Source organism: Desulfonatronospira sp. MSAO_Bac3, from assembly GCF_003838035.1.
Classification (GTDB): Bacteria; Desulfobacterota; Desulfovibrionia; order Desulfovibrionales; family Desulfonatronovibrionaceae; genus Desulfonatronospira; species Desulfonatronospira thiodismutans.
The window spans coordinates 1-14,761 of the sequence record NZ_QYZY01000053.1 but is presented as its reverse complement, the minus strand read 5'-3'; the positions used below and the strand labels follow the sequence as shown (position 1 = coordinate 14,761).

The following is a 14,761-nucleotide window of genomic DNA, read 5'->3' as shown; positions in this document are numbered from 1 at the left end:
TTTGGCTTAAATATCTGCTTGATAAGAAAAAATAATTGGCATAGAATAATCAGTTTGTGGCCGAAACCAGTAAGACTGCTGAATACGAAACATAATATTTGTCAACATCAAAACCATGCCGGCGGAAATCAAAAAAATTTTACAGGCTGCCTGTAATAATACTTTCACCTTCCACTGGTCAAAAAAGGTAAAATAATGCCCCTGTTCACCCCCCGAGAATCCCTTGATTACCACAGCATGGGCAGGAAGGGCAAACTGGAAGTTGTCCCCGCCAAACCCTGCACCACCCAGAAACACCTGTCCATGGCCTACAGTCCTGGAGTGGCCAACTCCTGCCTGGAGATAGCCAGGGACCCGGACCAGGTCTTCAGCTACACCAACAAGGGCAACCTGGTGGCGGTGATTTCCAACGGCACCGCGGTCCTGGGACTGGGCAACATCGGCCCCCTGGCGGCCAAGCCGGTCATGGAAGGCAAGGGAGTGCTGTTTAAGGCCTTTGCTGATATAGACGTCTACGACCTGAACATCAACCAGAGCGACCCGGAAAAATTTATCCAGTGGGTCAAGATGGTGGAGCCCACCTTCGGGGGCATCAACCTCGAAGACATCAAGGCCCCGGAATGCTTCGAGATAGAGGAGACTCTCATCCGGGAGATGGACATCCCTGTTTTTCACGACGATCAGCACGGCACGGCCATTATCTCCGGGGCCGGTCTTTTAAACGCCCTGGAAATCACCGGCAAAAACATCCAGGACATAAAAATGGTGGTCTCCGGGGCGGGAGCTGCGGCCATTTCCTGCTGCCGCTTTTACGTCAGCATGGGCCTTCCCGCGGAAAACATATTCATGTACGATACCCGCGGACTCATTCACCAGGGTCGAAGCGACCTCAACCCCTACAAAAAACAGTTTGCCCAGGCAAAAGACCATGGAGGCATCCAGGACACACTGAGAGGGGCCGACGTGTTTATCGGGCTGTCGGTCAAGGACCTGCTTAACCGGGACATGGTCCGCTCCATGGCAAGACCGGCCATAATTTTCGCCATGGCCAACCCTGATCCCGAGATTTCCTATCACGAAGCCAAGGCGGCGGACCCGGAGTGTATCATGGGCACGGGGCGCTCCGACTTTCCCAACCAGGTCAACAATGTATCCGGGTTTCCGTTTATTTTCCGGGGAGCCCTGGACGTGCGCGCCAGAGGTATTAACGAGGACATGAAACTGGCTGCGGCCCGCTCTCTGGCCGCCCTGGCCAAGGAGCCGGTTCCGGAGGAAATACTTGAGGCCTACGGGGTAGGCGAAATGAGCTTCGGCCCGGATTACGTGATCCCCAAACCCCTGGACCCCAGGATAGTTGAATGGGAAGCCCCGGCAGTGGCCAGGGCGGCCGTGCAGAGCGGCCTGGCCAGGACCGGCATTGATATGGACAGTTACCAGCAGTCCCTTAAAACCCGCATGGCCGAATCCCAGAAAAGAATCCGGGAGTTTATCAGGTCTTACAGTTTGAATTTTTAGCCTTATAACAAGATTAATACCTCCATGCACGAAATGTCCATAGCCCAGAACCTGATCCGCATAGTGGAGCAGGAAATGGCTCAAAACGACGCCCGCAGGCTTTTGCGGGTAAAAATATCCTACGGACGCATCTCGGCCATTGTTCCCGAGGCCCTGCAGACCGCCTTTCAGGCCCTGACCAGCCAGACTCCTCTGGAGGGAGCTGTCCTGGAAACCAGGGAAGTGCCCCTGAAAGTCCGCTGCCGGGAATGCGCAGCCGAGTTTTCTCCTCAGGACCGGGATATGCTTATCATGACCTGCACCAGCTGCGGAGCCGAATTCGGGCATGAAGTCATCTCCGGAAAGGAGCTTCTGGTTGAGGAAATGGAAGTTGAATAATCAAAACCGGGGAAAATAAATGCAGATAAAAGTACTGCGCAATATACTGGAGGCCAACGACCGCATTTCAGACCAGCTGCGGGAAATGTTCAGGCAAAAGGGCATCCTGGTCATCAATCTCATGAGTTCACCCGGTGCCGGCAAGACCTCCCTGCTGGAAAAGACCCTGGACCAGTTAAGAGACGAGTTCAGCATGGCGGTTATAGAGGGTGATCTTCAGACCAGCAACGATGCCGAAAGAATAGCCGCCACCGGGGCCCAGGTGCTGCAGATCAACACCGAGGGCGGCTGCCACTTAGACAGTTCCATGGTCCAGGAGGCCGCAGGTAAAATGGACCTGGACCAGACCGACATCCTGTTTGTGGAAAACGTGGGCAACCTGGTCTGCCCGGCTGAATTTTCCGTGGGCGAGGATTTCAAGGTGACCATCCTTAGCGTGGTGGAAGGCGATGACAAACCGGAAAAGTATCCCCTCATCTTCGCCGAATCCAGGGTGCTGCTTCTAAACAAGACCGACCTGCTGCCTTACGTGGATTTTGACATGGACAAGGCTTCGGGGTTTGCCAGAAACATAAATAAAAACATAGAAATTTTCTCCCTCTCGGCCAGAACCGGGGAAGGACTTGAGCCCTGGCACGAATGGCTTAGAAAAGAGGTGCACAGGAAAAAAAAGGGCAACTAAAACCCATAAAAATATCCGCCCCAAAAGGGGCATTCCACGGAGGATAATATGAAGGACCTGAAAATGGCGCCCACATGTCCCGGCGCTCAAGATAAGCAGAAAGAAAAACAGGACAAAGATGCCAAACTGCGCAGCCGCATGGACAGGATCAGTAAAAAACTGGTGGTCATGAGCGGCAAGGGCGGCGTGGGCAAAAGTACAGTAGCCGCCAATATGGCCGTGGGGCTTAGCCTGCAGGGCTACCGGGTGGGTCTTCTGGACCTGGATGTACACGGACCGAGCATCCCCAGGCTGTTAAGCCTCACCGGGGAGAAGCCCCACATGGACAAGGATTTCATGGAACCCGTCCCCTGGAGCAGGAACCTGTGGGTCATGTCCCTGGGCTTTTTACTGCCCAGCAACCAGGATGCGGTCATCTGGCGCGGTCCGGTCAAGATGGGCCTTATCCGGCAGTTTCTGCAGGACGTGGCCTGGGGTGAGCTGGACTATCTCGTAGTGGACTGCCCTCCCGGAACCGGGGACGAGCCCATGACCGTTCTGCAGCTTCTGGGAGAAGGAACCGGGGCGGTCATCGTCACCACCCCCCAGGCGGTGGCCGTGGACGACGTTCGCCGCTCAGTAAGCTTCTGCCGGGACATGGATACTCCTGTTGCCGGCATAGTGGAAAACATGAGCGGATACGTATGCCACAGCTGCAACGAACACCTGGATATCTTCACCTCAGGGGGAGGCGAGAGCCTGGCCCGGGAAATGAATGTCCCCTTCCTGGGACGCATCCCCATAGACCCGGAAATAGTTCGTTCCGGAGACGAAGGCTATATTTACGTCAAGACCCACCCCCAGAGTCCGGCGGCCCTGATCATCAGTTCCATGCTTGAAAGTGTGACAGCTGACAACAGAAAAGACGCAGAAGCAACGGAGGCCATATGACAGATCCCGGCAACAGGAAGGGATTTCTGGACAGGCTCATGAGCGAGGCGGACGAAACCGCCCATCCCCTGCTGCAAAAGATCCAGGAATACCAGAAAATGATCCTCACGGTGGTTGTGGCCGTGGTAATAGGTGCGGCCTCCTATTCCGGGTACACCTTTTTTACCGAGAGGGCCCAGCAACAGGCCCAGGAAGAAATGAATGAAATACTGGCCATGCAGGACCAGGAGGAAAGAATACAGGCCCTGGAGAAATTTCTGGAGGACGCACCCGGTGCCATGCAGGGGGGGGCTCTATTCGAGCTTACCCGTATCTACATGGACACGGGCAAATACCAGGAGGCCGCCGATGCCTTCAGCCGCCTGGAGAAAAAGGACGATTCCCTTCAGCCCCTGGCCCTTCTGGGCCGGGCCAAGGCTTATGAACTCATGCAGGACTATGCCAGGGCTCTGGAGATCCTGCAGGAGGCCGGGGACGAGTTTCCCAGGGAGTTTATAAACCAGTACCACACCCAGAAGGCCTTTGTGGCTGAACAGGCAGGGGATTATCAGCAGGCCCTGGAGTCATACCAGAGCCTTAAAGAGCTGGCCCACGGAGCAGATGATGGATTTATCCGCTACAAGATAGACAGCTTGCGTAAAAAGACAGAACAACAAGGGAGCTAAGACTGATGAATCTTTTAGATCCAAAATCCGGGGCCAGGGAGTTGCTCCTGGGCAACGAGGCCATCGTCCGCGGTGCATTAGAAGCCGGAGTGGGATTTATTTCCTGCTACCCGGGCACCCCTTCCTCGGAAGTTCCGGACACCTTTTTCCGCCTTTCAGACAGAGGAGATTATTACTTTGAGTACTCCATCAACGAGAAAGTGGCCATGGAGGTCGCCGGAGGTGCTGCCCTGGGCGGCGTCCCCACCCTGGTGACCATGAAGCATGTAGGCGTCAACGTTGCTGCAGACCCCTTGATGACCCTGGCCTACATCGGCACTCCAGGGGGCTTAGTCATCCTGTGCGCCGATGATCCAGGGTGTCATTCCAGCCAGAACGAACAGGACAACCGCTATTATGTGCGCCTGGCCGGTCTGCCCTGCTTTGAGCCGGCCACTGCCCAGGAATGCAAGGACATGACCCGGGAGGCCTTTGAGCTTTCAGTTAGATGGCAGCAGCCCATCATGCTGCGCACCACCACCAGGATCAACCACATGCGCGGTCCCGTGACCTTCGGAGAACTTCCGCCGGCAAAAATCAGCGGAGAGTTCGTCAAGAACCCCCAGCGTTTCGTATCGGTCCCGGCAGTGGGCAGGGCCAGGCACAAGGCCCTTCTAACCAACCTGGAAAAAATACGCCCGGAGATAAATTCCTCCCCCTGGAACCGTGTTTACGGCCAGGGCAATGACGGGGTCATAGTTTCCGGGGTCAGCAGGGCCTATCTCTCGGACGTACTAAAGCTTTACCCGGACCTGAAGGTAAAAGTCCTGGAACTGGGTCTGGGATATCCTTTCCCGCAGGACCTGGTTGCGGATTTTGTGCAAAGCGTGGACAGGGTCCTGGTCCTGGAAGAACTGGAACCCATCCTGGAAAACGAGGTCCGGCTGGTCTGCCAGAAACGCGGACTGAGCACCCATGTTCAGGGCAAGGACCAGGATCTGCCCCTGTTTGATGAATACTCCACCTCCGGGGTCACTGCCGCCCTGCACCGCTTCCTGGGGCGCGATGTGCCGGACCAGCAAATATGCAGCATTGAGCAGGAAAAACTGCCCGCCCGGCCGCCCAATCTGTGCGCCGGCTGCTCGCACCGCTCGGTATATGTCCGGGTGCGCAAAATTTTCGGTGATGACGCTGTATACTCCTCGGATATCGGCTGTTATACTCTGGGCATGCTCCCGCCCCTGAAGGCCGCGGATTTTCTTTTGTGCATGGGCTCGTCGGTATCCTCTGGATGCGGCATGTCCAGGGCCGTAAAAAATCCGGTGGTGGCCTTCATCGGCGACTCCACCTTCTTTCATTCCGGAATTACCGGCCTGGCCAACGCGGTCTACAACCAGCACGATCTTCTGCTGGTTATCCTGGACAACAGGACCACGGCCATGACCGGGCACCAGCCCCATCCGGGAGTGGACCAGTCCCTGTACAACAAAAAGCCCGGACACCTGGACATTGAACCATTAGTCAAGGCCTGCGGAGTGGAACAGGTGAAAAAGGTCAAGGCCCTGAACCAGAAAGCCCTGGACCAGGCCTTAAACGAGATGAAGGACGCCCCGGGTGTCCGGGTGCTCATTGCTGAAGAGCCCTGCCCCCTGTACGCCCGCAGGGTACTGGGACAGAAAAGGACCCAGAAGGCAAAGGTGGCTGTATCCGACGAATCCAGCCTTGAATGCCTGCACACCCTGGCCTGCCCCGCCTTTTACCTGGAAGGAGAAGAGGTCCGCATAAGTCCTGTACACTGTGCCGGCTGCATGGTCTGTGTCCAGCTCAGCAGCAGTATCAAACCCGAGAGCAGGAGTTAAACCATGAAACCCTTACGCATCTTTTTTTCCGGTGTAGGCGGCCAGGGCACCCTGACAGCCACCAGGCTCCTGGCGGAAACCGCCCTGGAAAACGGTATGGAAGTAACCGCCGGTGAAATCCACGGCATGGCCCAGAGAGGCGGTGTAGTGCACTCCTTTGTGCTGGTGGGCGGTTATATGAGCCCCAAAATATCTCATGCAGAGGCGGACATCCTTCTTGGGTTCGAGCCCCTGGAGACTCTGCGGGCTCTGCCCTTTCTGCGGCCCGGCGGGCTGGCCCTAAGCAGCGATACCCCCATCCCGCCTTTGTCCGTTTCCATGGGAAAGGAACAATATCCGGATATTGACTACATCCGGGAAAATGTCGCCGGATGCGCCGGAAAATCATACTTTGTCCCCTGTACCGAACTGGCCGGCCAGGCAGGCAATGTTCAGACCGCCAACACGGTACTTCTGGGGGCCTTTTTTGCAGGCGGATTTTTTGAGCTGGACTTGGACGTCTTTTTGAAGGGTATCCAGAAAAGACTTCCTCCAAAACTGGTGGATGCAAACCTCAAGGCCGCCAGGCTGGGCGCTGAGTTTATCTCTTCGGCAAATTAACCGTAACGCTTATGAAAGAAAATAATTACCTGGTTGCCCTGGAAAACCTGCTCATGCACCACGGCTGGCAGGGACCGCTGCGCGAAGGCTTAGAGAAACTGCTTCAGGCCACAGCGGATGAAATGGGCTACAGGCGTATTTCTCTGGCCATATTCGATCCCAAGACCCAGAGCATCGAATTCAGCCTGTATATCGGGTTCACCAAGACCCCCAAGTATTCCTACACCCCGGGACAGGGAATCATCGGCCAGGTGGTCAAGGAACAGTCCCCTATTATCGTTCCCCTGATGAAGGACGACCCCAACTTCCTGAACCTGGCCTTTGACCGCACCCCGGAAGAACTGGCCAGCATGTCTTTTATCTCGGTGCCCATTAAACGCCACAGCCAGGAAAACGAGACAGAGATTCTGGGAGTCTTAAACGCCGAGATGGACCTGCGGGATCTGCCGGAACTGGAGACCAACTGCCGGTTTCTGCAGGTGCTGGGCATGTTTATTGCCAGACAGACCTCTTTTCTGCAGGAAGAGGTCAGCCGGCAGAAAGAGCTGCCCCAGTTCACCACAGCAGAGATCAACACAGCCAGGCAGAGCATGTCCGAGAGTCAGCTCATTTCCACCTCCAAAGTCATGAACATGATCATGAACCAGGTCATGCAGGTGGCCCCCAGCCGGGCCACGGTACTTATCCGGGGGGAATCAGGCACGGGCAAGGAACTTCTGGCCGAGGCCATTCACAGAATGAGCCCCAGAAAGGACAAGCCCTTCATCAAGCTCAACTGCGCCTCCCTGCCCGGGGAGCTACTGGAAAGTGAGCTTTTCGGATATGAACGGGGGGCCTTTACCGGGGCGGTAGGTCAGAAAAAGGGACGCTTTGAGCTGGCTCACCTCGGCACCCTTTTTCTGGACGAAATAGGAGAGTTAAGCGCCGAAGCACAGGCCAAGCTGTTACGGGCCATCCAGGCCGGGGAGATTCAGCGGCTGGGAGGAGAAAAGACCACCCGGGTCAATGTGCGTATCGTCTGCGCCACCCATCAGCCCTTAGAAAACCGCATCGAAGAGGGTGCCTTCAGGGAGGACCTGTACTACCGCATCAATGTCTTTCCCATTTTCATCCCCCCCTTGAGGGAGCGCAGGGAAGATATTCTGCCCCTGGCCGAGCACTTCCTGCAGACCTTCAGCAGAGAATACGAAAAAAACATCAAGCGCATTTCCACCCCGGCCATAGACCTGCTCATTCAGTATCACTGGCCGGGCAACGTGCGCGAACTGCGCAACTGCATGGAAAGGGCGGTACTTATGTGCTCCGAGGAGGTCATCCGTACCTATCACCTGCCCCCCACCTTGCAGACCGCCGAAAGCACCGCCACCGACACCGAGCTACCATTTGTGGAGACAGTGGCCCGCTTCGAACAGGAACTCATTATAGACGCCCTGAAAAAGGCCCGGGGCAACATGCTCCAGGCCGCCCGGGACCTGAAGGTCAGCTACCGCATCATCAACTACAAAGTCAAAAAATACCGCATCAATCCCAAGAGATACACCTGAGTCCGGGATGTCGGACCTGTCGGAGCTCTCTGACCTGTCTGACCAGTCTGACCAGTCTGACAGGTCCGACATACCACCCTACAGATTCTCGCCTATGAGCTCCCCGAACTCTTTGCAGCCCACGGTCACGGCGTCCGGGATCTGTCGGGCCAGGTCCTGGGTAACCCTCTTGCTGGAGACCACCTTTTCAATGGAGGCGTGGATAAGATCCGAGGCCTTTTCCCAGCCGGCATGCTCCAGGAGCATGGCCCCGCTGAGGATCAGGCTGCCCGGGTTGACCACGTCCTTGCCGGCATAGGAGGGCACAGTGCCGTGGGTGGCCTCGAAAAAGGCCAGCCTGTCACTCATGTTCACCCCGGGGGCCAGGCCCAGTCCGCCTACCTGAGCGGCCAGGGCATCTGATAGATAGTCCCCGTTCAAGTTGGTGGTGGCTATTACGCTGTATAGTTCCGGCTTCAGGAGCACCTGCTGAAACATGGCATCGGCTATGCGGTCCTTTATGACCAGCCCGGTTTTGCCCTGACCTGCCTCGTCCTCGGTGATGGTCCTGTCGGCGTACTCCTCCCGGGCCAGTTCATAGCCCCAGGCCCTGAAGGCTCCTTCGGTGTACTTCATGATATTGCCCTTGTGCACTAAGGTCACGCTGGGCCTTTTCTTGTACAGGGCATAATCTATGGCCTTGCGCACCAAGCGCTTGCTGCCCTTCTCGGAAATGGGCTTGATGCCTATGCCGGACCCGGGCGCTATATCCGCCTTCATTTCATCGCGCAGGAAAGAGGCCACTTTTTCCGCTTCCGGGCTGCCTGCAGCCCACTCGATGCCGGCGTAGACGTCTTCGGTATTCTCCCTGAAGACCACCATATCCACCAGTTCAGGTCTTTTGAGAGGAGACATTATACCCTGGAAGTACCTCACCGGCCTGATACAGGCATACAGGTCCAGAACCTGGCGCAGGGTGACGTTGAGGCTGCGAAAACCCCCGCCCACAGGGGTGGCCAGGGGGCCCTTAATGGCCAGTTCAGCTTCCCTTAGGGTATCCAGGGTTCTGGCGGGCAGATACTCTCCTGTCTCTTTATAGGCTTTTTCCCCGGCCAGAAGCTCCACCCATTCCAGGCTGTGCTGGCCGCTGTAAGCCTTATCCAGGGCCTTGTCCAGTACCGGCCTGGTTGCCTGCCACACTTCGGGTCCTATACCGTCTCCCTCGATAAAATATGCAGTCTTGCGCACTGATAAACTCCGTTTGCTGTCTGGGTTAGTTATTGAGGTAGTTTCTTATCATCTATTCTCTGTCGTCTTTACAGCCCTCTGCAAAAGCACCATATCCGCCAGCACCAGCATAACCATGGACTTGAGCACCGGCACAATGCGCGGGATGGCGCTTATATCATGGCGTCCGCCGATATTTACCCGGGTCTGAGTACCCTGTCTGGTCATGGTTTTCTGGGTTATGGCTATGGATGGAATGGGCTTTACCCCTGCCCGAACCACTAAGGGCTGGCCGGAAGTTATGCCTGCCAGCACTCCGCCGGCATGGTTAGACAAAAATCCATCAGGTCCCATCTGGTCATTGTTTTCACTGCCGCGCATCCTGGATGCGGCAAAGCCGGCCCCAATCTCCACACCCTTGACCGCCCCCACTCCCATGAGGGCGTAGGCCAGCCTGGCATCCAGCTTGTCGAATACCGGTTCTCCAAGTCCGGCAGGGACATTTTCAGCCCGGATCTCCACAATGCCTCCCAGGCTGTCCCCCTGGGATTTGACCTCCTGGACCAGTTCTTCCCAGATAGAGACCACCTCCGGATCCGGAGAGAAAAAGGGCCGCTTTTGGGCACCAGCCATGTCCTGCACCCGGGCCGGTATGCCTCCGAGTTCCGCAGTGTATGCCAGGACCCGGATACCCAGGGTCCTTAGAAACTCCTGGGCCACGGCCCCGGCGGCCACCCGGGATACAGTCTCTCTTCCCGAGGACCTGCCACCGCCACGGTAATCCCTGATCCCGTACTTGGCCTCGTAGGTGATGTCACCGTGCCCGGGACGATAAATATCCTTGATGCCTGAATAATCACGGGAGCGCTGGTCCTGGTTGGCAATATGAAAACCAATGGCGGTGCCGGTGGTGCGGCCCTCAAAAACCCCTGAGAGGATCTGGACCAGGTCCGCCTCCTTTCTTCTGGTGGAGGCTGCTCCCTGCCCGGGCTTTCTTTTGTCCAGCTCCCTCTGGATAATGTCCTCACTAAGAGCAATTCCCGGGGGACAACCCTGGATAATCCCTCCCAGTCCGGGGCCGTGAGACTCGCCGTAAGTTGTCACCCGGAAAAGGCTCCCGAAAGAGTCCTTGCTCATGGATCTTTGCGCTTAGTCGAATTTCATGAGGTTCAGGCCCACATCATCGTCAAAACGCCTCTCAATGCTGCCCTGGGCCTGATCAATGACCACCTCGCAGGTACCGCTTATAAGGGCCCGGTTCAGGTGCCCCCCGAAAGCCCGGCATTCCTTGTCCGACACCGTGGCGTGCACGTGCAGGTAGACCTGGCCCTCCTTGGTGGTGACATTGCCGGCCAGGGCGGTGATTTCAAAGTCGCCCTTGAGTTCGGTGGACTGGTAAGTCTTGCTTGCGGTTTCAAAAAGTCCCAGCTTGATCTCCCCGGCCGCCCCGATACCGCTTATAGAGCCCAGGGTTATGCCTTGCTCCCTGCAAAAAGAGGCCAGAACCTCCAGCACTTCCTCTCCCCTGTCAATGCGGATGAACCATTTCTCACCGGCCTGTCTGTATTGCATTAAATGCACCTCCTTTTTTATCTCCACAGTTCCCTGCTGGTTATCAATTGTTCTACCTTTTGCGCTTCCTGGGTCAATTCCGCCACAACCCTTTCCATGGTCTGCAGGTCTTTGTCTTTGCCTGCTTTTTCCAGGCAGTAAGACATTTCTCTAAGCCTTGTCAGGCCTATTGAGGAACAGCCTCCCTTGAGGCCGTGGGCATTGCCGGCGACCTTATCGAAATCCCTGTTGTCCACTCCCTCCTGTATCCGGGGCAGATACATGGGAAGACTTTCCGATACAAAGACATCTGCAAGCTCTTGCAGAAAGTCCAGGCTGTCCATACATCTCTCCAGGGCTTCCTGCTGATCGAACCTGGGCAGATTTTCGAAATCCCGGCAACTCATAATCCCTCCTGCGCAGCAATCTGCGTGCGTATCTTTTCAGCGCTTCAAAGGATGCCTGCATTGTTGTAGATCCAGGAGCCCACCCTATAGTCTTGCAACCCCGGGCTCAAGGCCGGTTTTTTTCCTGGTGCAGTCAGCGCTCTAAACCATCCCCGCAGGCCGCAGGGGGGTCAGTGAACTTCTTTTGTATCCACTGGACAGGTGGAATCCCGCAGATCCGCCAGGGTGGTACTGTGCAGTCTTGAAGAAACAGCTGCGTTGATGTCGTTCCAGACCATCCTGGTTTTGCAGTACATATGCTTTTCACAATGCTCCGGCTCCCCCAGGCAGGGGCACAATTCAATCCTGCCCTGCACAGCTTCCAGTATGGCACCCATGGTGATTTTCTCCGGCGGCACCGCCAGGACGTAACCTCCTCCAGGCCCCCTCAAGCCATCCACAAGGCCGGCCTTGCGCAACAGACGTACAATCTTCTCCAGGTACTTCTCTGAAATCCCCTGCCTCTGGGCTATGGTCTTGATGCGGATGGGACCGGTCTCATTGTGCTCGGCCATGTCCAGCATAAGCCTCGTACCATAACGGATGGTTGTGGATAGCTTCATAACAGCACCCCTTTTTTAATTGGTCTGAAAATTCAATTCATACCCTGAGAGTAGGTATCTGGTTATAATAAACCTCAAAAGTTGTCCAGAAATTTTTTTCACTATGATTTAAGTATCTATTAATAAGGGAGTGCTGAATAACTGTCGGAAAAGGCACTCAGAAAAATCTTGGTCCTGCTGCCGCATAGATACAGCTGGGTCCTGCAGGGACACACTGGTCCAGCGGCATATTTTTAAGTGTTGCTACTGGAATCATAATCCAGGCTTGCACATATCGCAGTATATATTCTGGCGGCGCTGGTCACCTCGGCCAGGCTGGTATGCTCATCCGGGGTATGAGCGGTCTCCAGCGAACCCGGGCCAAGGATCACAGGCCTGGATCCGGCCTCGTAGAAAAGGTTGCCGTCGGACTGGGAGCGGAAGATATTCTCATAGTAGGGAATACCCAGGTAATCGTACACAAAGCGCAGTTGTCCGGCCATATAATGGTCGCTGCCCAGGTCGTAACCGGGATATGACGACTCGAACCCCACTTCCAGGTTCAAATCGGCTATGAAATCATGGGCCTCCATGGCCCTCTGCCGGATGAGGCTCTTTAGCTTCTTCAGGTCCATCCCCGGCTGCAGATGCAGATCAATCCAGGTCTCGCACCTGTCCGGCACTACAAAACCCGCCCTGGACGAACTCATCTCCCGGATGGAATATACCAGGTCCGAACTTCCCTGCTGGAAGAGCTCGTGCCTGCCCAGATGCAGAAGGATCTTGAGCATGGACTCCACTGCGTTATGGCCCAGCTCCGGCAGAGATGAATGACTCTTGCGGCCGGTGGTCTCCAGGCAGGCCTCCAGGTAACCGTAATGGGAATAACAGGCTGCCAGACTGGTGGGCTCGCCAATGATTACCCAGGGAGGGCGTCTATTCTCAAGGAAAACCTCACTGCCGTCGCCGCTTTCCTCTTCACCCACAACAAGGGCAAGTCCCACCGGAGGGCGCTCTGCGGGTTCAAAAGCGCTGGCCAGGGCCATCCAGGTTTCCACCATGGCTGCACAACCGCCCTTCATGTCCGCGCTGCCAAGACCTCTTATGATGCCGCCCTGCTCATAAGGCCCCTCCTCGTCAAAATCCCAGTCCGCCACGGTATCCACGTGCCCCACCAGATACACCTGCGGATCCTTTTGCCCCATGGTAAGAAGCAGATTAAAGCGGTCCTCTTCCACTTCCTGGCGGGTCACCTCAAAACCTTCTTTTTTAAGCCAGTCCTCGATATAGACCTGGACATCCTTCTCCTTGCCCGATGGAGAATATATATCAATCATATCCACCAGCAACGACAAAAGCCGCTGGGGATCGATCTCCCTTACAGCCTTTTCAATTCTATCATGCATAACCAGTTCTCTTGGGGGTTTTCTTTTTCTGGACTATAGACTTCCTGCCACTCTTGGGCCTTTTTTTCTTGCCACCCTTGGCCTTGGACTTGCGGCTCAGGTTCATGCTCAAAAAAACGTGCTCTTTCATGTCGTCAAAGCCCTGTTTCTGAAAAAAACGGATGGCGGAAACATTGTCCCCGGCTGTATCCACTATGACCATGCGCACGCCCATCTGCTCCATGCGCCTGACTACCTCCTTGAACAGGCGGTTGCCAACCCCTGCATGCTGCAGGTTCTTGCGCACCCCCAGCCAGGTCAGGTAGCCGTACTTCCAGGCCGATCTGGGCTTTTCCACAGTCGTGGCCAGGGCAAAGCCGACGATATGATCATCGAGTTCGGCCACAAGGCACAACTCGTTGTCAGAACTGTACAGGTTTATTATCTCGTATTCGTCCCATGTACGGTAAAGGCTGGTTGAAAACTCAGCCGTAAAAACCTCCTCTCCGATATGATATACAGGGGCCAGGTCATCAATGCCCATCTCCCTGATACGAATTTTTGGAGCTTTTATCTCATCATCCGACGTTTCCATTTCCTCCTCCGGTTAAAAGTTTCAGGCTCTAAAGACCCTGCCTGTCAAATCAGCAAAAAAGCCCCTGGTGTCAAGAACCGGAACTCCCAGATCTGCAGGGTCCAGATTCTGGTACTCTTTATGCGCGGTGCACAGAATAACCAGGTCATATTCCCCGGAAACCTGCTCTGACCTGCGCCCTGCATAATGGGCATACTCTCTGGAAGGCTTGATTACCGGTACATACGGATCGTTGTAAGAAACATCCGCTCCTTTTTGCTCCAGCAGATGCATTATCTTGTAAGTAGGGGATTCCCGGTCGTCATCCACGTCCGGCTTGTAGGCCAGCCCCAGCAGAAGTATTCTGGCCTGCTTCAGGGCCCTGCCGAAATCGTTTAACACCTCCATGGCCCGCTGCACAACGTAATACGGCATGGAAGTGTTCACCTCTCCTGCCAGTTCGATAAAACGCGTGGCTACATCATATTCCCTGGCCTTCCATGTGAGATAGAATGGATCAATGGGGATGCAGTGCCCTCCCAGGCCCGGTCCCGGATAAAAGGGCATATACCCGAATGGCTTGGTGGAAGCTGCCCGGATCACTTCGAATATATCTATGTCCATTTTCATGAAGGCTGTTTTCATCTCGTTCACCAGGGCAATATTCACGCTCCTGAAAATATTCTCCATGAGCTTGACCGCTTCTGCGGCCCTGGTGGAAGAAACCGGCACCAACTGGTCAATGACCCGGCCGTACAGGGCCATTGCCACCTCCAGGCACTCAGGGGTTACGCCCCCGCAGACCTTGGGAATGCTCCTGGTATTGAAAGCCGGATTGCCCGGGTCTTCTCGCTCCGGAGAATATACCAGGAATACATCCCGGCCGGTCTTGAATCCCGCCGCCT

The 14,761-nt window shown here is 55.6% G+C and carries 16 protein-coding genes; 8 read left to right on the top strand and 8 right to left on the bottom strand.

Features of this window, described 5'->3' with window-relative positions; genetic code table 11:
* Positions 1-195 precede the first annotated feature (195 nt).
* The 8 genes from D5S03_RS01605 to D5S03_RS01570 are packed head-to-tail and all read left to right on the top strand — an operon-like array spanning position 196 to position 8,152.
* Positions 196-1,515 (top strand): malic enzyme-like NAD(P)-binding protein, encoded by a 1,320-nt coding sequence (locus D5S03_RS01605; protein ID WP_287042483.1) that lies wholly within the window; start codon positions 196-198, stop codon positions 1,513-1,515.
* Positions 1,516-1,539: 24 nt separating this feature from the next.
* A complete protein-coding gene (locus tag D5S03_RS01600) occupies positions 1,540-1,893 on the top strand; it encodes a hydrogenase maturation nickel metallochaperone HypA/HybF (protein WP_008871107.1) in 354 nt (117 codons plus the stop codon).
* A gap of 19 nt (positions 1,894-1,912) precedes the next feature.
* Complete coding sequence (gene hypB, locus D5S03_RS01595; RefSeq protein WP_287042482.1) at positions 1,913-2,575, top strand: hydrogenase nickel incorporation protein HypB; 663 nt, start codon at positions 1,913-1,915, stop codon at positions 2,573-2,575.
* Positions 2,576-2,623: 48 nt separating this feature from the next.
* Positions 2,624-3,505, top strand: a complete 882-nt coding sequence (locus tag D5S03_RS01590) for an Mrp/NBP35 family ATP-binding protein (protein ID WP_008871109.1) — start codon at positions 2,624-2,626, stop codon at positions 3,503-3,505.
* Complete coding sequence (locus tag D5S03_RS01585) at positions 3,502-4,170, top strand: tetratricopeptide repeat protein (protein WP_008871110.1); 669 nt, start codon at positions 3,502-3,504, stop codon at positions 4,168-4,170. The genes D5S03_RS01590 and D5S03_RS01585 overlap by 4 nt, the downstream gene beginning before the upstream one ends.
* 5 nt (positions 4,171-4,175) lie before the next feature.
* Positions 4,176-6,008: an indolepyruvate ferredoxin oxidoreductase subunit alpha gene (iorA, locus tag D5S03_RS01580; RefSeq protein WP_008871111.1), complete on the top strand. Its 1,833-nt coding sequence runs from the start codon at positions 4,176-4,178 to the stop codon at positions 6,006-6,008.
* A gap of 3 nt (positions 6,009-6,011) precedes the next feature.
* Positions 6,012-6,608: an indolepyruvate oxidoreductase subunit beta gene (locus D5S03_RS01575; RefSeq protein ID WP_008871112.1), complete on the top strand. Its 597-nt coding sequence runs from the start codon at positions 6,012-6,014 to the stop codon at positions 6,606-6,608.
* Between the two features lie 11 nt (positions 6,609-6,619).
* Positions 6,620-8,152 (top strand): sigma-54-dependent Fis family transcriptional regulator, encoded by a 1,533-nt coding sequence (locus D5S03_RS01570; protein ID WP_008871113.1) that lies wholly within the window; start codon positions 6,620-6,622, stop codon positions 8,150-8,152.
* A 78-nt stretch (positions 8,153-8,230) separates the two neighbouring features.
* Here D5S03_RS01570 and icd read toward each other — a convergent pair whose 3' ends face one another.
* From icd to D5S03_RS01530, 8 genes are all read right to left on the bottom strand, one after another.
* Complete coding sequence (gene icd, locus D5S03_RS01565; RefSeq protein WP_287042497.1) at positions 8,231-9,412, bottom strand: NADP-dependent isocitrate dehydrogenase; 1,182 nt, start codon at positions 9,410-9,412, stop codon at positions 8,231-8,233.
* Positions 9,413-9,427: 15 nt separating this feature from the next.
* On the bottom strand, positions 9,428-10,495 hold the full coding sequence (gene aroC, locus D5S03_RS01560) for a chorismate synthase (protein WP_287042481.1): 1,068 nt from the start codon (positions 10,493-10,495) through the stop codon (positions 9,428-9,430).
* 12 nt (positions 10,496-10,507) lie between these two features.
* Positions 10,508-10,930, bottom strand: a complete 423-nt coding sequence (locus tag D5S03_RS01555) for a PPC domain-containing DNA-binding protein (protein ID WP_008871116.1) — start codon at positions 10,928-10,930, stop codon at positions 10,508-10,510.
* Positions 10,931-10,947: 17 nt separating this feature from the next.
* On the bottom strand, positions 10,948-11,316 hold the full coding sequence (locus tag D5S03_RS01550) for an Hpt domain-containing protein (RefSeq protein WP_008871117.1): 369 nt from the start codon (positions 11,314-11,316) through the stop codon (positions 10,948-10,950).
* 170 nt (positions 11,317-11,486) lie between these two features.
* Positions 11,487-11,918, bottom strand: a complete 432-nt coding sequence (locus D5S03_RS01545; protein ID WP_287042480.1) for an RrF2 family transcriptional regulator — start codon at positions 11,916-11,918, stop codon at positions 11,487-11,489.
* Positions 11,919-12,151: 233 nt separating this feature from the next.
* Entirely contained in the window at positions 12,152-13,303 is a 1,152-nt protein-coding gene (locus tag D5S03_RS01540; protein WP_287042479.1) for a M20 family metallopeptidase, read from the bottom strand.
* On the bottom strand, positions 13,296-13,877 hold the full coding sequence (locus D5S03_RS01535; protein WP_008871120.1) for a GNAT family N-acetyltransferase: 582 nt from the start codon (positions 13,875-13,877) through the stop codon (positions 13,296-13,298). Before D5S03_RS01535 ends, D5S03_RS01540 begins: the two co-directional genes overlap by 8 nt.
* Positions 13,878-13,898: 21 nt before the next feature.
* Positions 13,899-14,761: nucleotide sugar dehydrogenase (locus D5S03_RS01530; protein WP_287042478.1), on the bottom strand; the 863-nt coding region annotated here is incomplete at its 5' end.